The 22,841-nt window shown below is 60.4% G+C and carries 15 protein-coding genes and 1 pseudogene; 10 read left to right on the plus strand and 6 right to left on the minus strand.

Annotated features, from left to right (window positions below; translation table 11 throughout):
- Window positions 1–197: 197 nt before the first annotated feature.
- The 7 genes from MYCSM_RS35455 to MYCSM_RS31445 all read left to right on the plus strand — a co-directional run bounded on the left by MYCSM_RS35455 (window position 198) and on the right by MYCSM_RS31445 (window position 9,244).
- On the plus strand, window positions 198–1,178 hold the full coding sequence (locus MYCSM_RS35455) for an aldo/keto reductase (protein WP_015297552.1): 981 nt from the start codon (window positions 198–200) through the stop codon (window positions 1,176–1,178).
- The gene (locus tag MYCSM_RS31420; protein ID WP_015297553.1) at window positions 1,175–2,869 is read left to right on the plus strand and encodes a GMC oxidoreductase; all 1,695 of its coding nucleotides are present in this window, start codon (window positions 1,175–1,177) and stop codon (window positions 2,867–2,869) included. The genes MYCSM_RS35455 and MYCSM_RS31420 overlap by 4 nt, the downstream gene beginning before the upstream one ends.
- A gap of 57 nt (window positions 2,870–2,926) precedes the next feature.
- A complete protein-coding gene (locus MYCSM_RS31425; RefSeq protein WP_015297554.1) occupies window positions 2,927–4,171 on the plus strand; it encodes a glycosyltransferase family 2 protein in 1,245 nt (414 codons plus the stop codon).
- Between the two features lie 152 nt (window positions 4,172–4,323).
- Window positions 4,324–5,331, plus strand: coding sequence for a glycoside hydrolase family 5 protein (locus MYCSM_RS31430; protein WP_015297555.1), 1,008 nt, complete (start codon window positions 4,324–4,326; stop codon window positions 5,329–5,331).
- A 404-nt stretch (window positions 5,332–5,735) separates the two neighbouring features.
- The gene (locus MYCSM_RS31435; protein WP_157681554.1) at window positions 5,736–6,908 is read left to right on the plus strand and encodes a teichoic acid transporter; all 1,173 of its coding nucleotides are present in this window, start codon (window positions 5,736–5,738) and stop codon (window positions 6,906–6,908) included.
- An 80-nt stretch (window positions 6,909–6,988) separates the two neighbouring features.
- Entirely contained in the window at window positions 6,989–7,951 is a 963-nt protein-coding gene (locus MYCSM_RS31440; RefSeq protein ID WP_015297557.1) for a cellulase family glycosylhydrolase, read from the plus strand.
- Window positions 7,952–8,053: 102 nt separating this feature from the next.
- Window positions 8,054–9,244, plus strand: a complete 1,191-nt coding sequence (locus MYCSM_RS31445; RefSeq protein ID WP_083906444.1) for a polysaccharide pyruvyl transferase family protein — start codon at window positions 8,054–8,056, stop codon at window positions 9,242–9,244.
- Between the two features lie 234 nt (window positions 9,245–9,478).
- Here MYCSM_RS31445 and MYCSM_RS31450 read toward each other — a convergent pair whose 3' ends face one another.
- On the minus strand, window positions 9,479–10,459 hold the full coding sequence (locus MYCSM_RS31450; protein ID WP_015297559.1) for an endonuclease/exonuclease/phosphatase family protein: 981 nt from the start codon (window positions 10,457–10,459) through the stop codon (window positions 9,479–9,481).
- A 312-nt stretch (window positions 10,460–10,771) separates the two neighbouring features.
- Between MYCSM_RS31450 and MYCSM_RS31455 the strand changes: the two genes are divergently transcribed.
- Window positions 10,772–11,947: an alpha/beta fold hydrolase gene (locus tag MYCSM_RS31455; protein ID WP_015297560.1), complete on the plus strand. Its 1,176-nt coding sequence runs from the start codon at window positions 10,772–10,774 to the stop codon at window positions 11,945–11,947.
- Window positions 11,948–12,016: 69 nt separating this feature from the next.
- Here MYCSM_RS31455 and MYCSM_RS31460 read toward each other — a convergent pair whose 3' ends face one another.
- Both MYCSM_RS31460 and MYCSM_RS31465 read right to left on the minus strand, forming a co-directional pair.
- A complete protein-coding gene (locus MYCSM_RS31460; protein WP_157681555.1) occupies window positions 12,017–13,168 on the minus strand; it encodes an acyltransferase family protein in 1,152 nt (383 codons plus the stop codon).
- A 317-nt stretch (window positions 13,169–13,485) separates the two neighbouring features.
- Window positions 13,486–14,118, minus strand: a complete 633-nt coding sequence (locus MYCSM_RS31465) for an SGNH/GDSL hydrolase family protein (protein WP_015297562.1) — start codon at window positions 14,116–14,118, stop codon at window positions 13,486–13,488.
- Between the two features lie 241 nt (window positions 14,119–14,359).
- On the opposite strand from MYCSM_RS31465, the gene MYCSM_RS31470 reads away from it, so the two are divergent.
- Window positions 14,360–15,313 (plus strand): SGNH hydrolase domain-containing protein, encoded by a 954-nt coding sequence (locus MYCSM_RS31470; protein ID WP_051073972.1) that lies wholly within the window; start codon window positions 14,360–14,362, stop codon window positions 15,311–15,313.
- Window positions 15,314–16,404: 1,091 nt separating this feature from the next.
- On the opposite strand, the pseudogene manA reads toward MYCSM_RS31470, so the two are convergent.
- Window positions 16,405–17,628, minus strand: a pseudogene (manA, locus tag MYCSM_RS31475) (mannose-6-phosphate isomerase, class I); the annotation flags it as partial.
- A 35-nt stretch (window positions 17,629–17,663) separates the two neighbouring features.
- Entirely contained in the window at window positions 17,664–18,758 is a 1,095-nt protein-coding gene (locus MYCSM_RS31480) for a sugar phosphate nucleotidyltransferase (RefSeq protein ID WP_015297565.1), read from the minus strand.
- A 1,761-nt stretch (window positions 18,759–20,519) separates the two neighbouring features.
- On the opposite strand from MYCSM_RS31480, the gene MYCSM_RS31485 reads away from it, so the two are divergent.
- On the plus strand, window positions 20,520–21,368 hold the full coding sequence (locus tag MYCSM_RS31485) for a glycosyltransferase family 2 protein (RefSeq protein WP_015297566.1): 849 nt from the start codon (window positions 20,520–20,522) through the stop codon (window positions 21,366–21,368).
- 13 nt (window positions 21,369–21,381) lie between these two features.
- Here MYCSM_RS31485 and MYCSM_RS31490 read toward each other — a convergent pair whose 3' ends face one another.
- Window positions 21,382–22,332 carry an IS481 family transposase gene (locus tag MYCSM_RS31490; protein ID WP_083906445.1) on the minus strand — a complete coding sequence of 317 codons (951 nt, stop codon included), beginning with the start codon at window positions 22,330–22,332 and terminating at the stop codon, window positions 21,382–21,384.
- Window positions 22,333–22,841 lie beyond the last annotated feature (509 nt).

The raw sequence follows: 22,841 nt of genomic DNA on the forward strand, positions 1-22,841 counted from the left end.
AATAGGGGCAGAAAGCCATTGAAACAAGGGGGATTAGGCGTGAAGGTGCGCAACTATGGCTGCGAGCTTCCATCGCGGGAAGTTCGAAATGTCCGGGATAGCTCTGTGCGGTACCGGTTTCAGGTGGGTCATTGTATCGAGTTTCGAGGGCACGGCGGTCAGGAGTGACGTCGGCCGGTATCTACCCCAGGTTGTCTATGGCTTCTGATTCACGCGTTCTGTCTCTCGGTTTCGGTTGCGCCGGCTTATTCGGTCTGCCAACGGAACGTGAACGTCGGGAGGTTTTGGAGGTTGCGTACGACACAGGCATTCGACATTTCGACGTCGCTCCGATGTACGGCATGGGCCGGGCCGAGCGTGAACTCGGTCGATTCATCCGGAATCGGCCAGATGTCAAGGTAGCAACTAAGTTTGGAATTAGGACCACCGTCTTCGGGCGCTTTGCCGGATGCGTGCAGGCGCCGATACGACGGGTATTGGCATCGTCTGCAAAGGCGAAGGCCAAGGTCAAGCAGTCCGGTGCGAAGCCTGATGCCGGAGTAATCGGGCGCGTGCTCTACACAGACAGAGACTATTCCGTCGATGCCGCAAGTCGGGCTCTTGCAGCGAGTCTGCGGACGATGCAAGTTGACCGAATCGACTATTTCTTCCTGCACGAGCCGGCCGGAATGCTGTGCCCGGGTGACAGCGCGGCGATCGGGGACTTTCTCGACGTCGAACAGCAAAGAGGAGCGATCGGTAGGTGGGGACCGGCAGGCGATCTTTCCCAGGTGGACTCCGAGCTGGCCGAGCTCATCGAGCGGGCGACGGTGCGACAGTCGGCATACGATCTGATGGGCGGACACTCCGGGCCCGTGCCCGGCCCCAAGCAGACCGTAATCGTCTACGGGTTTATGTCTTCGGCATTGCCCAACCTCGTTGCCTTATTCGAAGGCGATGCGCCGCTTCGGCGGCGCTGTAGTGATCTGTTGGATGTGGATCTGTTGGAACAGCGCAACGTTGTCCGGTTTTTGGTTCGTGATTCGCTTTTGAGCAATCACGGTGCGACTGTGTTGATCTCCTCAACCAAGCCTCACAATGTAGGAGCCATTTGCCAGGCCGCGCAAACTCCTATGAAGAACGAGACGCAAGTGTCCACCATCATCCGCAACAGATTCCGGGGGTTGCTTGCCCAATGACGATCATTTCTGCACACGACATCAGTACTGACGCACGTCTGCAGACGGGCGTGGTTGTGATCGGAGCCGGCCCGGCGGGGATCGTGGCTGCGCTGGAAGCAGTCGCCCGCGGTCAAGACGTCATCTTGGTAGAGACGGGGAACACGAAGCCCACCAACGAGAACCAGCAGCTTTCGTCGGCAAACATCAAGGACGTGGATGTGCACGCACCGGTCGAGTTGACGGTAAGCAGGCAGATCGGGGGTACCTCGTCGATTTGGGGTGGCAGATGCGTCCCCTATGACCCTATCGACTTCGTTGACCGCCCGATTGCCCCGGATTCCTCCTGGCCGTTGCGTTTCGAGGACGTCCAGCCCTACTACCAGCGCGCAAGCGACTGGTCACGCAGTGGCCGAGCGGTGTTCAACAGCGCGGAGATAAGTCACCTGCCGGCGCAGATGATTCCAGGGCTGGTAGATTGCGGAGTCACCACTTCCTCGCTTGAAAGATGGTCGCTTCCTACAAATTTCGGCGAGGTCTACCTTGAACAACTGCGATCATCGGCCAATCTTCGGCTCGTCACCGACGCCACGTGTGTGCAGATCAATCTCAACGAAGCTCAGGATCGCGCGGAAAGCATTGAATGCCGGACCGTCGGCGGATCGGCTTTCACGATCAACGCCAGCGATGTGATCGTCGCGGCGGGCGGATTGGAAACCACGCGCTTGCTGATGTGTTCACCCGGCCGCTACGGAAAGAGTCTCGGTGATCATTCTGGTCACTTGGGCCATTGGTACATGGCCCACTTGGAAGGTGTCGTCGCTGATCTGGTGCTGGCGACTCCTGCAAAGGCGACCGTCTACGGCTATGAGCGTGACGTCGACGGAACCTATGTGCGCCGTCGGTTCGCCTTCACCGAGGTGTACCAACTTGAACATTCGCTGCCCAACATCGCCGGATGGATCTCCAACCCCGAACTGGCGGACGCGTCGCACGGCAACGCGGAGTTGTCGATGACGTACTTGTCGTTGATTTCGCCGTTGGGCGGCTTCCTTGCTTCGCCGGCGCAACGGCTTTCCCTTACCGGCACGAAGGTTCCCGGCACACCGTACGGGATGACGCACAAATCTTCTGTATTCGCGCATATCCGCAATATCGTGCGTCATCCGCTCACGACGGCGGCATTCTGCATCAACTTCGGCGCCAAGCGAGTTCTCAGCCGCGGTCGAAAGCCACCAGGGTTTTTCGCGTACAGCCCGATCAACCGGTACCCGTTTCAATACCACGCCGAACACCTGCCGCACTATCAAAGCTGTGTGAGTCTCTCGGCCGACACCGATGCCCTCGGCATGCGGAAACTGGTAGTAGACATCGTCTTCCACGACGCTGACATACAGGGCGTCATCGACGCACATCGCCATTGGGACGCCTACCTACGCGCTAGCGGTGTCGGCATGCTCGAGTACCGAAGCGACGATACCGGCGCGGCGATACGAGAACGTAGCGGTGGCGGTTTCCATCAGGTTGGGACCACTCGCATGGCGAAAGACCCCGCAGATGGCGTCGTCGACGAGAATCTTGCGGTTCATGGCGTCCCGAACGTGCATATCGTGAGTAGCTCGGTGTTCGTGACGTCAGGCCAGGCGAATTCGACATTCTTGGTAGTGGCGCTGGCGGTCCGGCTGATCGAACACCTTTACGGTCCAGCATGATACGGGTGACCGGAGCGTCGAGGGTCCTGCAGATCGAGTGGAAGAGTGGGCTGAACCATGCATGAAATCACGCGTGCAGAACTCCGTGCGCCGGCGCGCGTGATCGACCTTGATATTGCGCAATCCCCTGGGGATGACGTACTGGACGTCGACCGCTATTCGACGGCGTGGTGCCTCATCCGAGATCGCGGTGTCGTCGTCGCTGCCAAGTTCTTCGATATCGAAACCGAATCGAGACTGCCGATGGCCGCATTGCGCGACTATGTTGTCGATGTCGGTCTACCGAAACCGGTAGGACCGGCCTGCAATTTCGTTAGTGAGTTGACGGTTGTGATCCCTACGAACCGTCCGGATATGCTGCCGATTGTGCTGGAAAGCCTGGCGGCACAGACGGATCAGGATTTCGACGTGTTGATTGTCGACAACTCCGCCGACGGCAGTGTCGCCCAGGCCTTGACCGCCTTCCAGGATCTGCGGATTCGGTATTGCCATGAACCGATTCCCGGCGTCGCACGAGCGAGAAACCGCGGGTTAGCCGAGCTGACAAGCGAATTCGTTGCATGGATCGATGATGACGAGCGTGCAGATCCCGACTGGATAGCTTGGATCAAGCGCGGGTTCTCGGTGCCCGCGAAGCCGGGCGCCGTCGCGGGGGTGATGTTACCTGCCGAATTGGAAACCGACGCCCAGGTGAATTTCGAGAGGTACGGCGGCTTCAACAAGGGCCGCCCGATGCAACCCGTCGAACTTCGCGCTCATACGCCCGAAGTGAGAGATCCGCTATTACCACTTCCGAACTACGGCGCAGGGGGAAACATGGCGTTCCGGACCGAACTCCTGCGCAGGATAGGCGGTTTCAACAATCGGCTTGGCACTACTAACATTCATGGTGGTGAGGACACATGGGTGCTCGCCTTGGCGCTCGAACTCGGGTCGGTCGTCTTACATTGGCCGCAGGCGGTGACATGGCACTATCACCGGCGAACCGACGCGGAGCTCGAACGCCAATTCTTCGGCTACACAGCTGCGTTAACCGCCTATTTCACGGCTGTGCTCGTCGCCTACCCCAAGTATCTAACCCGGATCTTGAGCTTTGTGCCTGCCGGGATTCGGATCGTTTTCGCCCCAGGTTCAAGAGAAGTCAGTTCGTCAGCCAATGCGTTGCCAGAGGATTTTCCCGAAGCGCTGCGGCGTGCGCGCAGGAAGGGTTTGATCGCAGGTCCCTTCCTGTACTTCCGCGAGGTGCGGCGGCAGCGGCACTTGCCGTCCGCTGTGCAGTTGGAACCGTCGGAATTACGCTAGCCGCCAAGGCGATCCAGGACGGAGTTGTGCGTTGTCACGCCCTCGCCGGATCCCCCCGAGTGGATCGCACACCTGGTCGGCGCCCACCGAGTGACCTCAGCGAAACGCCGGTAGAGTCCGCGCGAAAGCGCCGTGCTATGGAGAGGTATGCCGTGAAACCAGGACTCGTCCTGCGTGCCTGCGTCGGAATCGTCACCGCGATCGCTACGTCGATGATCTGTGCGCCCGCGTCGGCCGGAGAGGGCCAGGGGTTCCACATAGTGGCCGGGAGGTTGGTGGAGTCGAACGGTACGCCGTTCGTGATGCGTGGAACAAACCATATGTTTACCTGGCATCCGGACCAGTGGGCCACCTTTGCTGACGTCAAGCGGCTCGGGGCGAACTCGTTGCGGGTCAGCCTCAGCGGCGGGCGATGGACTCCAAACGGTGTCGACGATGTCAGGGCAGTCATCAGTGAATGCAAGCGAAATAGGCTGATCTGTGTTCTGGAAGACCACGACACCAGTGGGTACCTCACGACACAGAACGAATGGAGTTTGGATCGTGCGGCGGACTACTGGATTTCGATTAAAGACGCACTGATCGGCCAGGAGAACTACGTCCTTATCAACATCGGTAACGAGCCGTACAGAACTGTCGACACCGCTGAGTGGTCGTCGGCCACTCAGTCCGCGATCCACAAGCTTCGAGACGCCGGCTTCAGGCACACGTTGATTGTTGACGGGCCGGATGCAGGTGAAGATAGATCGTTTGCAATGCGCGACAATGCGCCGGGGATATTGAATGACGATCCCGACCACAATATTCTTTTCTCAGTGCATATGTACGGCGCATTCAATAACCCAGCCGCAGTAGCCTCGTATTTGGACTCTTTCCAGACCCGGGGCATTCCATTGCTGGTGGGAGAATTCGGGGACAACTCAGATGACCCGAATCAAGACATCAAATCGGACGCGAATAGCATCATGGCGGAGGCGGTTCGTCGCGGCATAGGGTATCTGGGATGGTGTTGGAGCGGAAATGATCCCGGTGGTCCCGCGCCGCATCTCGACCAGGCGGTCGATTTTGATCCAAACCGACTTACCCCATGGGGACAGCGAATATTCGAAGGGCCCGACGGGATCGGAGCAACTTCCATAGAGGCGACGGTCTACGGGTGACGCAGCACGAGGCATGCGCGGCCTGCGGCTAGTCCGTTTCGAGTCTTGATAGTCCAGGGTTATCGAAACCCGCGTATTCGTGACCGCCTGGCGGTGTAAACCGCGTCTCGCGCGAGATCGCGCAGCCATGCGGACCCACCCCCCCTGCAGTAATATCGCTTTCGACATTCTCGCCAAAGCGCGCCGTTGCTGCATTTGGTTTATCGGAGAGTTGGTGGGCAATTTCACATAGAGTTAACGGCGCGCGGCGGCCTCGAGCCGTCCCCGGCGAACCGGTCAAATCCGGCTCGGTCATGAGTCGGCTGCGGTTGCTTGCGTCCCACCGAGACCTAGTGGTCGGTTCGATGTCTTTGATGGGGACGACGGTCGTTACTTCCCTGGGAGGGTTCCTACTATGGGTTGTGGTGGCACGGCTCTTCCCGTCGACTGAGGTCGGTCATGCGAGCGCGATAGTGTCCGCCATCACCTTCTTAAGCGTGATTGGAGTTTTCGGCCTGGGCACCGTGCTCATCGGACAACTAGCGCTCGACCCCAAGCGTGTAGACCCACTGCTGCCGGCGGCACTGGGCATCTGTGTGGTCTTGTCCGCTGCGCTCGCCTGCATATTCGCTGTTGCCGTCTATCTTCTGCCGGATTCCGGTCTCAATCATTCATTTGGAGACCATTGGTCCACCAACGCCATTTTTATCGCCGCTGTTGCATTCTCGAGCGGCGGCCTGGTCATAGACCAGGCTACGATCGGCCTGAATGCCGGCAATATTCAGTGGCTAAGAAATATCATCGCCCCAGTGCTATGCATCCCGAGTGCAATATTGCTGGGCCTAACCCTAGGCAAAACGGCGGACAATGTGCTGATCGCGTGGACCGCAGCAGTGATCGTGTCGATTGTCGCTATCGCCTGGCCGATGCACAGACGCGGCGCGCCGTTCTTGCGCCTTCGGTCACCACGGCATCTGGGTAGCCTCTTCATGCACACGGTGCACCACAACACACTCAATATCGCGCTGAGCGTTCCGCGCCTCGCAATGCCGATCGTCGTGGCCACATACGCGCCGGGTACAACCACCGCGGTCTTCTACGTTTGCTGGATGGTGGCGAGCTTTCTTTACATGATCCCGTCGCACATATCGACTGTGCTATATGCAGTTGCAAGTGGGGATTCGACGGCGCTCCGGAAGAAACTGCATTTCACTTTTCCTGCCACCCTCGTTATCGGCGTTGTCGCGGTACCTGCCGTGACCCTTTTCGCGTATCCTTTACTGCTGATATTCGGACGTAAGTATGCCGAAATGGGTTCCGCGACACTGGCATTGCTGTCCATCATGTACTTCCCATTCATAATCAAGCTGCATTACGCAGCTATTTCCAGAGTAAGAGGAAATGTTGGGAAAGCCGGTTTCTTCTGTTCCGTCGCGGCGATCGCCGAACTCGGCGTCGTTGTCGTCGCGCTACGTCAGTGGGGTGATATTGCGCACGTGGCAGTGGCGCTGAACATCGTCTTGTTCATCGAAGCTGTTCTCTTGCTCCCGGTGCCCCTTGCTGCGCTGCGCCCCATCCCCGTGCCAGTGCACAGCTAATCGGCATTACGGTGCTTAGATCGGTCGGTGGTTTCAGGTTTCGCATAGTCGTTTTTGCTGCAGTCACGGTTTTCGTCCTCGTGGTCGTCTCGGTGGTGGCGCAACGTTGGCATCGGGCTGACGAGGAGGGATTTCGTGTTGTCGACGGGCGTTTGATGCAGGCTGATGGGACGCCGTTTGTGATGCGCGGCACCAATCACATGTACACGTGGAATCGGCAGCGGACCGACGTGTTCGCGGCGGTGAAGGCTCTGGGCGCCAACACGCTACGGGTCGTCCTCAGTGGTGGGAGGTGGGAGGTCGACGGAACGGCGGAGGTCGCTTCGGTGGTTGCCTTATGTAAACAGAACAAGTTGGTGTGTGTGCTCGAGGACCACGACACAACCGAGTATCCGACGGCGCAGACCGAGTGGACCCTGGATCGCGCGGCCGATTACTGGATTTCTCTCAAAGGAGCTTTGATCGGGCAGGAGGACTATGTGCTGATCAACCTGGGTAACGAGCCGTACACGGATGAGGGTGGCGACAAATGGGTGGCTGACACCGAGTCGGCGATCCAGAAGGTACGTGGCGCCGGGTTGAGGCACACACTGGTGATCGATCCACCGAACTACGGTCAGGATACCCAATTCATCATGAGGGACAACGCATCCCAGGTTCTTGCCAGCGATCCGGAGCACAACGTGGTCTTCTCCGTGCACATGTACGGGGCCTTTGTATCCCCCGACAAGGTGATTTCCTATATGGATTCGTTTCAAACGCGGCGACTGCCCTTGGTGGTAGGGGAATTCGGATACAGCGCCGACGACGTGAACCTCGCAGTCCGGTCCGACGCGGACACGATCATGGCTGAGTCTGTTCGGCGTGGTATCGGCTATCTGGGCTGGTGCTGGAGCGGGAACCCAATTACGAGCCTTGCGCCGCATCTGGATCAGGTAGTGGATTTCGATCCCAACCGACTCACCTATTGGGGGCAGCGGCTATTCAATGGCCGCGACGGAATCAAGCAGACCTCCGCACCGGCGACTGTTTACGGGCGCTGACCGGCGCAAGTCGAATGCCGGTAGTTCGGAGGACTTCGCAGACAACCGGTTTCACATTGTTCTCACCGCACATCGATTAGTATCCTGCGCTACGTTTGGCGCATGCGGCTTGACCAGACGTCGATATTTGAGGCTTTGTCGCTCCCACCGCCGCGGTGGCCGCGTCTGAGCGATCCGCCGTCCGCGCAGGGTAAACCTCCGCGGACATTGGTCAGTGGTTATGTTGCACGCCGTCACGGCTGGGTTCGCCGTCCCGAACGAGCATCCAGCCACGTGGTTTCCTATCTCGGCTGGCACGGGAGAGGCAACCTTGGCGATGATGCGATATACGACGTTGTTCAGACCCAGTTGTGCGGTGCAGTCTTCGTAGACATCCCGCACCATCCACATGAACAGCTGTTTGCAAGTGCCACGGGGCTCGATCACTGGGCGCGGGGCAGTTCTTTGGTCATCGGAGGTGGCACGCTGGCTGGGCGCCGTTACTTCCGGCGGTTGCTCGACCGGGGTATCGAAACCATCGGCGACGGTGACTGTTTCGCCGTTGGTATTGGGGTCGAAGATCCGGTGTTTCAAGGTTTCAAAAGCGGATCAGAGGACGATGAGCTCCGGCGCTGGCGGCCATTGTTGTCAAGATTCGACACCGTGTCGGTGCGTGGACCGCGAAGTGCCGAGCTTCTCGCCGACATCGGGCTGGAGGTAGAAGTCTCCGGTGATCCGGCGCTGCTGCTGCCCCAGCCTGAGATCGAATCCGAGAATGGTTTGATCGGTGTGAATCTCGGTTTCGGCGACGACCTGTGGGGTCACGACCCGGAACGGCTCGTCACCGAGGTAGGCGGGGCGGTCCGCGAACTTGTCAGTCGGGGGCATCGGATTGTGGGCATCCTGATGCACGAGGACGATCGGGATCGGACCGAACGCGCTCTCGGTGGTGTCGCGGCACGAATTGTTCAGCCGGAGGATGCCGTGTCAGCGGTTGCTGAGCTCGCTCGGTGCTCGGCCGTGGTTGTCAGCCGCCTGCACGCAGGGATTCTGGCCGCCTTAGCGGAAACCCCCGTGATCTCTCTTGAGTACCAGCCGAAGTGCCGTGATTTCGCGCGATCCGTCGACGACGAGCGATCGCTGATTCGCACCGATTCCCTGACTGCGGGAGCGGTGGTCGAACGGGTCAGCGACGCATTGGAGAATGCGGACACTATCAAGCGCACCGTTGGCGCCGCCGTGAAAATGTATCGCGAGCGATTGGCGGCCGATTACGCAAAGGTCCGATCGAGCATTGGCCTGCCCATTATCTGACCCAGCTATTGTCAGGCTAGCGCGCATGGTCGTGAACTGCGTGATGACCCCGGCGCGTTCCCCAGGTTCGTGCGCGGTGAGGTGTGGTTGCCGGTCTGCATGCTGATGATGCGATAACGGCGGGCCGAGCGGACGAATTTATCGATACTCCAACCGGTTTGGGGCGTGCTATGGCGTCTCCAGTCCGCAGTATGCTCGAGGTGCTTCAAATCTCACTTCGCCGGGTACGCCCTCCTACTTGGGCAAATCCACGTCGACAATCAGTGCTCGGTGGTCCGAACCGAGTTGCGGAATGGTTCGGACGGCGGTCGCAGTGCAGTTCCTCAGGAGTGCGTGATCGATACCGAGGAAGGGTGGTACTGGGGCGGCATCCGCCGGAAAGGTTGGAAGATAGGGAGCGCCAGTCGACTGGCCGGCATCGGTGTAGCCCTCGCCCAGGAGTTCTCTGAACGGACGCATGTCGAGCGTGCTGTTGAAGTCGCCTACCACCACTACGGCACCATGGCCGGCTGCTTTTGCGGTGCTCCTCATCGTTCGTCGTAGCGCCTCGATATCCCCGCGCCAGTCTTTGATCGCTTGCGGCCATGGTCCTGAAAGGTGTGTCACCAGTACCCAGGGAATGTCGGAAGCCCACCGGGGCAGCGCAATTCGTGAGCTGATGAACACCATTTGGAAGCCTGCGACAAACGTCGGGGAAACCAAGGGGTAGCGGCTCCAAAGACCGGTTCCACCACCACCTTCCACCGGGTAGCCGAAGTGATATGGAAAGCTCGCTTCCAAGCCCGCTGCCTTGAGTCGTTGTGCGGCTTCCGGGGTAAGTTCTTGCACCGCAAAGATGTCTGCATTGTCTCGCGCGTTACGTACCAGGGTATTCGAATCGGCATTCCCCAACCTCAGATTGGCTGTCATCACTCGCAGCGTGATACCTCGGGATGGCGCAGCCGCAATCGTGCGCGTGGCGCCCGTCTGAGAGAACACTGAAAAGACCACAAGGGCGACGGCCGTCGTCACAACGGCCCAGTGCCGGCTCAGGCTCACAAGAATTACGCTGACGGCCAGCGGCGCCACCACAATGAGATACAGCGAGAAAGCCGCGGCGACCAGCGCGATGTGGTTGGTAATCGGCAGATGGCGGGCCGTCACGCCGGCAGCTGCGACGGTCAACCCCAACGACGCGACGAGGCCGAGAATCGTCGTTTTCAGAGCCGACCGCATGCTCGCCTTCCTGTGCGATGCCCAGCAATCCTTGCCGGGATCGGTTTGCTCGCCTCGCGGCACCAGCTCAGCCGATTTTATCGGTCCCCCGGTGAAGCCGCGGGGTCAGTTTTGGTGACAAATAACACTGGCATTGGCCCATGGTCGTATCCAGTTGTGTTCGCACTCAATGCGACACCACCACTGCGAGAACGGCGAAACGAAGCTCGATGACACTGGCGAGCTCAAGTCTCGGGTGTTCAATCGATCCGAACGGGTTAGGGTCTGTCGGTGAGGCCAGGAAGAAGCATTGACATATTCAGGATCGCTCTTGTGGCGGCGCTCACATTCACCGTGTCCTGCACCCCAGAAGTCAAACTTCCGACCACGCAAGACTTCCCGCCCATCCTGACCGAGCCTGCGCCAGCGTTGCCATTGGCCTTGGAGCAGCGCGGCGAGATCGTCAGCCAGTCGGAACTCACCAATCTCGACCACCGCATTTCGGCATTCAGCCACGCTTGGCGGGCGACGTACCAGTCAGTGTCGGCCTTCACAGGTGAGCAAACGCACGTATCGGGCGCCTTTTTCGTGCCGAACGGACCCGCTCCAGATGGGGGCTGGCCGGTCATAGCGATCGCCCACGGCACTACCGGCACCGCGAACGGTTGCGGGTTGTCGTCTCAGCCCGACCTTCGCAACCATGGGGCGACCATCACGGATTTTCTCAAGAGCGGTCACGCAGTGGCAGTTACGGACTACCAGGGCCTTGACGACGAGGGCAAGCACCCGTTCCTCGAACCGCGAACCGCGGCGTTCAACGTGGTCGACTCAGTACGGGCGTTGCGTGCACTCGACCCGTCGGTGTCCCCGAGGTGGATCGCGTACGGACTATCGCAGGGGGGTCAGGCATCCTGGGCTTCCGCCGAGGAGGATAAGCAGTACGGTGACGGCTTAGTGCTGCTCGGGGCGGTCGCACTCGCCCCGGCAGCGAACATCACCGGCCTCGCGGAACTTGCGCTTCGCCACGAGCTGACCAAGGAACAACTTCCGATCGTGCCGATGGTGATCGCCGGTCTGGCGACGTACGACCCGACCGTGGTCCTATCGGACTATCTTCGTGGCGAAGCGATGGAGAAGCTCGAAACCATCAACGGTTGCGGACCCGACGCCGACAAGGCCCGCGCCGCGGTACGTGCCGAGGATGTCGGGCCGACCACACAGGCGGGCTCCGACACATTGACTCGGGCATTGCAGCGCATCGAACTTCCGCAACGGCCGTCGGATGTGCCGTTGTTGGTCATCAATGGCTCAAAGGACCTCACGGTGATGCCGGCATGGACGGACGCGGCGGTCAAGCGCAGTTGTGATCTAGATGTGCAAGTAGAACATGTGGTGATCGACGACGTAGGACACAACGACCTCTTCGGCGCCCCCCCGGTATATCGCACGACCACCGATTGGATCGCCGATCGCTTCTCCGATAAGCCGACGACGCCGAATTGCTCTTGACCGCTACCGCAGCGGCAGGATCCGCGTCAACTAGGAGACCGCTCGGCCCAAGCTCCATTCACTAGCGGGTCAGATAGCCATCTGCCCACCGAAGACGTTCCACGTTCCATAGTGCGTCGCAGTGAACCATTGGGCGATGAAAACAGTGCCGAGAACCATTGCGGCACCGAACAATAGCGATATCCAGGTCCGGGATGCCAGAAGTCTCGAATGACGTATCGGATTCTCGACGAGACGATAGCTGAGCGCCGACAATATCAGCGCCAACGCTACCAGGCCTGTGCTCTGCCAGAAGCTGAGCGTATGACCGGCGTATTGCTCGGCGATGATGAGGACCGGCCAGTGCCAGATGTAGAGACTGTAGGAGCGGGCGCCAATCCACTGCATAGGCCGGGTAGCCAGTGTTCGCCCGACCAGCGTTGCCGGGTTACCGCAGCCGGCCGCGATGATAAGGCCTGAACTCACCACCGGAAGCGCTACCGCCGAGCCGGGATATGGGGTTGCCGGCGTCAGGACGAGTGCGCTCGTGGCAATGCTGATGATGCCGAGTAGTGCCGCCGTCTGATAGACCCAGTCGCGGTTGATGTGCTGAAAGGCGGGGATTGATACCGCGATTAAGGCGCCCAGAGCGAGTTCCCATGCGCGCGTGAACGGTGAAAAGTACGCCCATGTGGCGTTTGACTTGGTCTGGATGACTGACCAGGCGAATGACGCGACGGCGATGGCGGCGAGCGCTGCGGCTAAGCCCGTCCGATGATACCGGCCACGAACGATCAGGGACACAACGAGAAAGAGTGCGGGCCATATCAGATAGAACTGTTCCTCGACGCCGAGAGACCACATGTGTTGCAAGGGGGAGGGTGGCATCTGGGAGCCAAGGTAGTCGGTTCCGATAACCCCGAAGTGGATGTTGGCCGCAAATATGGCCGTCCACTTCGCATCGGTGGCAACGGAATTCCCGGTTATGAATCCCAGAAAGTAGAAGGTGGCCCCTAGGGTGGCGACAACGGCCACCGTGGACGCCGGCAGGATGCGGCGCACTCGGCGTCCGTAGAACTGCGCAATGGACACGCGGGCCGTTTTGGTGTGCTCGCGTACGAGGAGGCTGGTGATGAGGAAGCCAGATATGACGAAGAACACGTCGACGCCGACGAAGCCGCCGGTGAACGGCCGCTGGTACGCGTGGAAGAGTAGAACCAAGCCGACCGCGACCGCGCGCATGCCCTCGATATCAGGGCGAAACAAAGGACGTGAGACTTGGGGCGGTGCACTGACGGGCGTCGGCTCTACGGCGGCTCGAGCATCCAATTGTCACACCCCCAACATTGTCGCTCGAACCGTAACAGCCAGGGCGGCGACACGCAGCGCAAGTCACCCGCCATAGTGCAGCCCGACGCGTACCAGCACTCGGTAATATCGCGAAAACTGTTGTGCCCTTGGATGCCCCAGGACAATCTCGCCGAGAACGGTGGCTCGAGTCCCGGCTACGACTACTCATAACCGTGGTGCGCCGTGAAACGGATGACAGCCTCTGGCAGTTATTTTTTGGTGAGCGCCGAGATAACCCGCTGTGCGATGGCGGCATGCCCGCTGTCGTTGACGTGGGTCCGATCGGGGTTCACCATTGCCGGTTCAATCACCACTGTGGGGAGGATGAGCGATACGAAAACCCCGCCGACCGATGTCACGGCTTCACTGACAGTCTGATTGAACTCCACCCGCGCCGGCGTCAAGTCGCTTGTGAACGTCGGGCCGACGCCGATGATAGTTGCCATCGGAAGGTCTTGGCGCAGTTGGAGATAGGTATCTCTGACCTCCTGAAAGAGAGTTGTCGGGTCGGAGTTCAGATCGGGCCAGTCGTTGATTCCGCCTGATACAACGACCACATCCGGCTTGCTGGCGATGATTTCGGGGATCCTACTCAGATAGTTGTTTCGGGTTGAGTAACCGGTTCCACCTAGCCCGAAATTGTGCTCGATCCAACCTTCAGACGTGGAAACCAGGGTGGTCCAGCGTCGGTCGGGCTGCGAGGCTCCCGAACCCGCGGTGTAGGAATCGCCGAGGAAGGCTGCGTTGACAACCGGTGTCGGCTGATCGACCAAATCCACTGGCGCGCTATCGCCAAAGGCGAAGAAAACAGCAATCGCCGCAACCAGCCACGCGCGCACCATGGGTTGATCATGCCCGGCTCGCGGACGTCGCGCCCCGCGAAAAGCGTCAGTATGCTTTCCTCACGCACCCAACCACCTGCCAGCGTTCGTGTTGCGGGCCGTGAAACCTCCGGTTAGCGTGATCTTGGTCGTGGCCATTCGGCACTCAGATGTGAATGAACATGATTCAATCCCGGAGATTATTGCGGGTTAGTTTCGCACGCGTTACCGAAAGTAGTGGGGGACAATGTCAAGAACACGAATGTCCCTGTGCCTGTTGGCTTCTGCCCTCTTGCTGCTAACGAGTTGTTCGACGAGCAGGGGCGGTACGCCGACCGACCTTCCGGCCAGCCCAGAAACGGCTTTCGCCACCCCCGCGCAGGTCCTCGACGCGGTTAAGGCCGCGCAGAACACCGCAACGGTTCCTGACAGCGTCGCCGCGACGCTGCAGAGTCCCAACAAGGACCTTAGCCCCGACTACTTTGACTGCCAGACCCTCGATGACGGCGGAACACATGCGAAACCGTTCGGAGGTTGCGCCGTTGGCGATAAGAACGGGTCGAAACTGATGGTCATCTATGGCGATTCTCATGCCTGGATGTGGTCGGCGGCACTGATGAACATCGCGGCGAAGAATGGCTGGAAGTTACGTGCGTTCGGGCTGGACGGCTGTCCCGCAGCGGATCTGCAGTTCTTCTCGTACCAGACCAATTCGCCCAACGCCAACTGCGATAAGTTCCATAAAGTGGCCGTCGATGCGATCGCCGCACTGAAGCCGGACCTGATCATCACCGCAAGTATAAGTCACCAGATGCTCGCCGATGGAACGTGGCCGACTCCCACCCAATGGGCGGGTGGGCTAAAGACGACATTCAGCAACTTGGCACCCATCGGTGCCAAGCTCGCGATGTTCGGCGATATCCCCGGATGGGTAAACAACGATGCACATTGTCTTGCCGCCCATTTGCGGAACGTTCAGGCATGCAGTACGCCCGTCGCCGACGCTGTCCATCAGGAACGGTTCGATGCCGAGAAGAACGCCGCCGAATCGAGCGGAGCTCTCTACATACCCACCACACAGTGGGTTTGCACGGGTACGTGCGAGCCGATCATCGCTGACACCCTGGTGTATTCGAACCAGTATCACTTTACGAACCGCTACGTCGAGTATCTCACGGGTGCGATCACCGAATCGATGAAGCCTGTCCTCGGCTGAGCGTCTCCACATAGATGGCTGCGGCGGTCGCTGATAGCGGCACCTGACCACAGGACATATCCAGCACGGCATCCGGATACTCGGTCCAGGTGTGTGAGCCAAACGCAAATCTTTTATGTCCACCGAATAACCTGTTGGCCGGATTTGCCGGTCAGCGGATTCTGCCGGGTTCCACTGCAGGGATATGTCTTCGGTTCGGCCAATGTTGGACATGAGTAACAGAGTTGTGACCAGACAGAACGGCGCACAGCAGGCTGGTCCGGGAAGCTGGAGCGGTCGAAGGTAAACCGGGTTCCCCGGACGCGGGCAGTGGACCGAGGCTGAGAGCAGGCGTAGCCCTTGGTGTTTGCACCCATCGGCGAGCGGACGCTCGCGCACGGCGAGCATCTGACCACTAGGCCGTGACTTCCGTCGCCGACGATGGTTCAGCTGATTGGGTAGCGGTGACCGAATCGGTGTCATGGCATACTGCACACCGGCGCAGTTCACCGCCCCAGCCCATAGTGCGGAAGCACCCCACCCGGAAAACATGCCACCCTCTAGCGAACCGCTCGTCAGCAGGAATGAGGGCAGCGGGGATCGCCGAGGGCCCGGCGCGGATACCGCCAGCATCGTCAGCATTGGCGCGCAGGTTTGCCCAGCGCCGAGCGGCACCGTGGTGCGCGGGAAAGCATCAGGCGCACTGCACGATAACGCCGGTGTCTACAACTTCGTCTTGGCAAATTGAGCGGGATTCCCAGGGTCTTCCTTGGCATCTCGAAGTGGAGGTGCAGTGTTACCGGGTATTTTCGGCTTCATGGCCGATATATGCCGGTGTCAGCACACACATGCCGCGCACGCTCACTACCGAGCCGGGAGCGAGTGCGCCGAATGCCCTCCAGGACACTGCAAGCGATACCGCGGCGCCAAGCAGAACTGGCTGATCCGGCCTTTCCGCAGGTCATTTCATGAAAGCGCGAAGTCGCCCTCCAATCGTAGCGTTGAAAACCGGCGGCTCTCTGCCTAAGGCGATAGGCGGCGCAAGGACTGATCCAATCGGCGAAATAGGTCTCGCCGAAGAGTGCCGCGACATCTGACCGCAGACGGTACTGGATCCCGACGGTCGCCCGGAACAACTTCGTCGGCGTCTGCGCAGCCAGCCGGATCGGGCCGTCGTCGGCAGCCACCCACGCTGCGCCGCCACGCATCAGGGTCACCGCGGTGGACTTGGCGTGCACCACCGTCGAACCCTCTGTGCAGAGCAGGATCTGGGGGCCGTCGTGGTGCGTCGGTGCGTCGATCTCGTGGCCGAGATTCTCGCCGTCGATGCACAACACCGAGACCGCGAACTCCGGCGCGGGCGTGTTGTAGACGAGTTCCGTTCCGTCCCTGGTGACTCGGGGATGAATGACGTCGTCGGTGGCAGGCGTGAAGTCCAGCACCCGCAACAACTCCGGCACATCAACGTGTTTGGGAGTGAGCCCGCCGCGCAACACGTTGTCGGAGTTGGCCATCACCTCGACGCCGACACCGTACAGATAGGCGTGCAGATTGCCTGCGGGCATGTAGATCGCTTCGCCCGCCTTGAGGCTGATCCGGTTCAGCAGCAGCGACGCCAGCACACCGGCGTCCCCCGGGTAGCGCTCGCCGAGCTCGAGCACGGTCTTGGCTTCGGCCGCGAACTCTTTGTTGCCCGACCGAACGTATTGGATCGCGCCCTCGATGACCGCGGGCACGAGCACATCGAGGTCCGGCTGCGGGGCGGTGATCCACGTGGTGAACAGCGCCCGCAGGCCGTCGGCGTCGGACTGACCGGACAGCAGGTTGACGAACGGGTCGAGATCGCAGACCGAAAGCGCGCGCATCAACTCGACGGTGCTGGCCGCCGATCGGAATCCGGCCAGCGCCTCGAATTGCCCTAGCGCGACCAACAGTTCGGGCTTGTGGCTGCGGTCGCGGTAGTTACGGGTGGCCGCCGTGATGGGGATGCCGAGCTTCTCCTCGCGGGCGAAGCCGTCGGCCGCTTGCTCGGCGCTCGGGTGTGCCTGCAGCGACAGCGGCTCGTCGGCGGCAAGCACCTTGACCAGGAACGGCAGGCAGTCGCCGAAGCGGCCCCGCACCGCGGCACCCAACTGGCCTTCGGGATCGCTTCGCAACGTGTCGAGCAGTGAGACTTCACCCTTGCCGGTCTCCAGCCACGCCGGATCACCCGGGTGCGCCCCGAACCACAACTCCGCCTCGGGATGCGCTGTGGGACTTGGTCGTCCAGTGAAATCGGCAATGGCGGTTCGCGAACCCCATGCATAGGTCCGCACCGCTCCACGTAGCAAGTGCACTCGCTTAACCTCGAACCAGTCGCAGGTAAGTGGCGTTACACGTCACTGGAATAGCGGATTCCGTGTTCGGGGAGAAGAACTCCCGGCCAGACGCGAGCGCCGCGGAGTAGTTCGCAGCGGGCCCCGATGTGGGCCCCGTCGCCGATGACTCCGTCGCGGATCACCGCTCGTGGACCGACGTGTGCACCGAACCCGATGATCGAACGTTCAATGACGGTGCCTGCCTCCACTCGCGCGCCATCGAAGATGACCGCACCATCGAGGCGCACGCCGGGGCCGATCTCGGCACCACGACCGACGACGGTGCCGCCGACAAGCACCGCACCCGGAGCGACTGACGACCCGTCATGGAGGATTGCCTCACCAGTTCTTCCGCCAAGGGCGGGCGACGGAGCGATGCCGCGGACCAGGTCGGCCGATCCGCGGATGAAATCCTCCGGCGTCCCCATGTCGCGCCAGTACGTCGCGTCGACGTAGCCACAGACCTTGTACCCATCGGTGAGTAGTTGTGGGAATACTTCGCGCTCGACCGACAGCTCTCGTCCGCGAGGTAACTTCTCGATGACGTCGCGTGCGAATACGTAACAGCCGGCATTGATTTGGTCGGTCGGCGGATCTTGCGTTTTCTCCAGGAATGCTGTTACGCGGCCCTCGGCATCGGTGGGCACACAACCAAACGGCCGGGGATCGCTTACCCGTACAAGATGCATTGTCACGTCGGCGTCGTGCGCGCGATGAGATACCAGCAGCTGTCCCAGATCCGCAGCGGAGAGGATGTCGCCGTTGAACACGAGCGCTGTATCGTGGCGCAACTTGGTTGCCACGTTGGCGATGCCACCACCGGTGCCCAGCGGCGTGTCCTCATGGACATATTCGATCTCTAGCCCCAGTTTGGAGCCGTCCCCGAGCTCCGACTCGAACACCTCAGCCTTGTACGCGGTACCCAAGATGACATGTTCGACACCGGCTTCGGCGATTCGCGACAGCAGATGGGTCAAGAACGGTAAGCCGGCTGTGGGCAGCATCGGCTTGGGCGCCGACAGTGTCAATGGGCGCAACCGGGTGCCCTTACCCCCCACCAACACCACCGCGTCGACGGCGTGCGCAATCCCCTCGGAACTGGTACCCATACCGCGCCCACGTCCTCCTCTTGGTGGCCTACGAGACCATATTGATCACTGCACGCGACAACGGCGACTCATAGGAAGACAGGCGCCGTCGCGAGAGGTACCAGTTCGCCGCATGCCCGGACCGGTTCGCCGAGTCGAAATGTTGGTCTACCGCGTTTTGCCAGGGCGACCATAGCGACAGGCCAAGACCGCATCGTCAGTTCGTGAAGGCCGCTTGGTCATTTCTCGTGCGGACCCCATCGGATGATGAAAGCGGTTGTCGCCCTGCGCCTGCTGTCGATACCGGTCCACACGACGCCGCATTCTCCGCTTGGGGCACGACTGGGCGGCGAGGCCGAACACGGTGGCATGGTCGCAGGTCTCAGCTTGCTGACCTGTCGCGGGGGCCCCTGCTGTAATCGCATGTCGGCGCGCCAGCGCAGGCTTGGACATCGGTCGCGCCACGCGTTCCGTGTGGGCATGATCACTTCGTCGAACCCGGTGACAGGTCCGCGGCGCGCCACCGGTCCCTCCTACGGCTGAAGTGGTGAACTCGACGGCCTCGTTCTCATCCTGTCTGTTGCCCCCGAAGAAGCGCCATTGCCCTCGGGACGAACAGCGGCGTGATCCAGCTGTGGCACAGTGTGGTTGAAATCACTGGACCTTGCGGTACGCGTGCGTTCTGTTGAACTGGAAGTGGATGCCTCGAGATCACTTCGCCCGCCTCTGGTCGGGCTGGCATGCTGGCTGCGGTCCGCCACACGACGGGATTCAAGCTCGACGTCGAACACTTTACGGCGGGAACCATCCTCGTGAACTACTGCTCGCACCTCTGTGCACCACCTCAAACATATTGTGCTGAAATGTAATAAAAGCGCCGAGGCGTTTGGCGTAGAGTGCAAGACAGTCTCACGAGAGCCGCTCTCTCGCCTGCCCGGCGGTTGGGCAGCAGCAGAATCCGACCCACGTCAGTACGCGGCCGGATGGCCCTGACAGCCGGACCATCCATGTTAATCCTGTTGAACGGCAGTAGCAGTGGCCAGCTGCGCGAAGTCGCCCGTCGACTATCCGGCAACTCGAGGCAGACGTCGGGACGCACGGTGATCTCGTGTTTTCACGATGTCAATGCATCGCATCAAAGAACAATGTGTGATGACTGGCAAGCTACTGGACTTGCTGTACTTCCCTGCACTCGCACATCGCTTCCCGACTACATTACCTGCAGCACAGCAGTTTCCAATTCAGGAGCTCGACCTTCAACATGTTGAACGAGCCGATACCTGCGCGCGGCAGCTAGCAAATTTACCCACGCGACAATGACGGGCCCGAGAGTTTGGCCGATGGAGGAAAAGCCTATGTGTCGCGCGCAACCGAGATAGAACTGGCGCGAGCGGATTAACCAGCGGGGATAGCGTCTGCGATTCCACGTGTGAGGTATGTCGGACGGCCTTAGTCCCGGGGGGTGGTACCACCGGTCACGCAAGAGCCAGGGGTTGCGCGCCAGCTACCCTTATGCGAATCTAAGGCGAATTCAACACTGGTGTAAGAAATCTCGAATCGATTGGAGCGGTCGCGCATAGGGGGTTGCGCACCCCGGGGGGTGCTCGCGAAAACAGCTGAGCTCGCCGGATGCACTGGCACGCGGCATGTCTTAGCTCAGATCCACAGCATCGAGGAATGCCACTCGCGAGCAGTTCATTGGACTTCCAACGTCGAAGGTTTCCATTTTTACAAGCGCTTAACCTAATGAGTCCGTACGAAACATGGAATGAGCCAAGCAAGATGGCGAAGCTGGTAAGTATTTGGGAGGGCGTGACGCACACCGCCACGCGTCCAACGGTGTCGGTCGTGATTCCGGCGCTGAACGAGGCACGGAACCTTCCTCACGTCGCGGCATGCATGCCGAACGACGTCGATGAGATCGTTTTCGTCAACGGGGCGTCGGTCGACGACACTGCGGAGGTCGCCCGCGAGTTGTGGCCGGACGCAGTTCATGTCAGCCAAACCCGTAAGGGCAAAGGTAATGCGTTGGCTTGCGGGATACTTGCATCCTCGAGTGACATCATCGTACTGATCGACGCCGACTGCAGTACGGATCCGAGAGAGATCCCACGCTTCGTCTCTGCACTGATCTCTGGGGCGGATTTCGCGAAGGGATCCCGATTCATCCAGGGCGGGGGCAGCGCGGACATCACCTTCCTGCGGCGGCTTGGGAACTGGGGATTGAACGCACTTGTCAACATGCTGTTCGCGACCAAGTACACCGATTTGTGTTACGGATACAACGCATTATGGCGCCACTGCATTGACGTGATCCGGTTGCCAGACGTCGCGGCAACGGAACCGCAGTGGGGTGACGGATTCGAGATCGAGACGCTCATCAATGTCCGTGTCGCTGCCAACCGGTTGAAGATCGCCGAGGTGTGCAGTTACGAGGCCAGCCGCATCTACGGTGTGAGCAATCTCAACGCCGTAAAGGACGGGCTGCGGGTGCTGAAAACGATCCGGCAGGAATTCGCCTATACCCGACAGGTGACATCGTCCGAACGGGCCGACAGGCCGCTGGCGGCAGTCCGGCCGCTGACGGTCGAACAACCGGTCGTCTTCGGCGGTCCTGAACCGGCCGCCTAGGTGTACCGAGCCATCAGGTTGGTAGCAGTCGGCTTATCGGTGGGAGGCCGCCGAGTGCGCTGTGGCGTCGTTGAGTGTTGTAGTTCTCGATCCAGGGTGCAAGGGCTGCGTTGTTACTGGCGAAGACCTGGCGGTAGGCCCACTCGGTTTGCAGGGTGCGGTTGAGGCGTTCCACCTTTCCGTTCTGCCAGGGGCAGTGGGGTCTGATGAATATCTGTTTGGCGCCCAGATCGGCGCAGACTTGGCGCAGCGAGTAGCGGTAGGCCCACGCGTTGTCGGCCATGATCCGCTCGATACGGATGATGCCGTGGTCGTGGAAATAGGCGGCGGCGCGACGCAGAAATGCCGCACAAGTCGGGCCTTTCTCATCGAGCAGGATCTCGGAGTATGCCAGCCTGGAGTGGTCGTCGACGAGTGAGTGCACGTAGTCAAATCCCCTGCCTGCCTTGGGGGGTCGTGCAACCTTGTTTCTGCCGAGTGCACGCCAACCGCCGCCGTCAGGGATGCGCCCTAGCTTTTTGACATCCATGTGGACCAACTCGCCCGGATGTTTTCTCTCGTAACGCACTGCGGTGGCCTTCGACGCACGGATCAGCTCGCCGGTCATCGGGTCGCAATCCCGCAAGTAAGCGACCCCACGTCGACGCAATACCCGCGAAACTGTGCGGGCACTGACTCCTAGCTTCGCGGCGATCTCATCAGGGCCACATCGCTGACGGCGGCGCCAAGCCACGATCTGGCTTTCCAGTGCACGCGGTGTGCGAGTGGGCATGGAATGCGGCCTCGAAGAACGGTCTGACAGACCAGCCTCTCCCTCGGCTTCGAACCGGTTAATCCAGGTGTGCACGCTCTTGCGTGACACCCCCATGGCGGTGGCGATATGAGCTTTGGCCCAGCCCGCTTGATACCGACGCACCATCAGGAGGCGGCCATGAAAAGTCGTGCGGGCATTACGGTGGGACACGAGAACCTCCGGACGGTGATGGGCCTTCGACAAGCCACACCCCACCCGGGGGTTCTCTTCACATCAAGCCGACACGCCTGCTACCAACGTCTTGTCCAGCTACACCTAGAAGGCGGGATGAACTACTGGAACGACATCGGCCATCGCTAGCATCCTGTCTCTGGGCCAACTGATCATCACACGGACATCCAGGTTTTGGCGAGGAGCGCCTCACCCCGTTGCAGGTTCGTTGGCCACCTCGTCGGTCGCCAACGTTGTACTGGGACTCGCGTTTTGGGGTCTTGTCGGCGAAGATGTTCCCGCCTGAAAATCTTGGTGTCATGACAGCAGTCCTGGCAGTGATCATGTGGGTTGGGGTGCTCGTTTCGACCGGAGTGGGCGACGCCTACACCGCCTTGCTGCCGCGGCCGGAACGGATCGATCACACTTCTACAGCCGCGGTCAGCGCCTGTTCTACAGCCGTGCCGTCTGTGCCTAATTTGCGGCGGCAATCTGCACCATTCGATGGT

It is taken from the genome of Mycobacterium sp. JS623, assembly GCF_000328565.1.
Lineage (GTDB): Bacteria > Actinomycetota > Actinomycetes > Mycobacteriales > Mycobacteriaceae > Mycobacterium.

Bases quoted from the DNA above. Each gene is read 5' to 3' on its own strand.
- MYCSM_RS35455 (WP_015297552.1), top strand. From the start codon at position 198: ATGGCTTCTGATTCACGCGTTCTGTCTCTCGGTTTCGGTTGCGCCGGC.
- MYCSM_RS31420 (WP_015297553.1), top strand. From the start codon at position 1,175: ATGACGATCATTTCTGCACACGACATCAGTACTGACGCACGTCTGCAG.
- MYCSM_RS31425 (WP_015297554.1), top strand. From the start codon at position 2,927: ATGCATGAAATCACGCGTGCAGAACTCCGTGCGCCGGCGCGCGTGATC.
- MYCSM_RS31445 (WP_083906444.1), top strand. From the start codon at position 8,054: ATGCGGCTTGACCAGACGTCGATATTTGAGGCTTTGTCGCTCCCACCG.
- MYCSM_RS31450 (WP_015297559.1), bottom strand. From the start codon at position 10,459: ATGCGGTCGGCTCTGAAAACGACGATTCTCGGCCTCGTCGCGTCGTTG.
- MYCSM_RS31460 (WP_157681555.1), bottom strand. From the start codon at position 13,168: ATGCGCGCGGTCGCGGTCGGCTTGGTTCTACTCTTCCACGCGTACCAG.
- MYCSM_RS31465 (WP_015297562.1), bottom strand. From the start codon at position 14,118: ATGGTGCGCGCGTGGCTGGTTGCGGCGATTGCTGTTTTCTTCGCCTTT.
- MYCSM_RS31470 (WP_051073972.1), top strand. From the start codon at position 14,360: ATGTCCCTGTGCCTGTTGGCTTCTGCCCTCTTGCTGCTAACGAGTTGT.
- MYCSM_RS31480 (WP_015297565.1), bottom strand. From the start codon at position 18,758: ATGGGTACCAGTTCCGAGGGGATTGCGCACGCCGTCGACGCGGTGGTG.
- MYCSM_RS31485 (WP_015297566.1), top strand. From the start codon at position 20,520: ATGGCGAAGCTGGTAAGTATTTGGGAGGGCGTGACGCACACCGCCACG.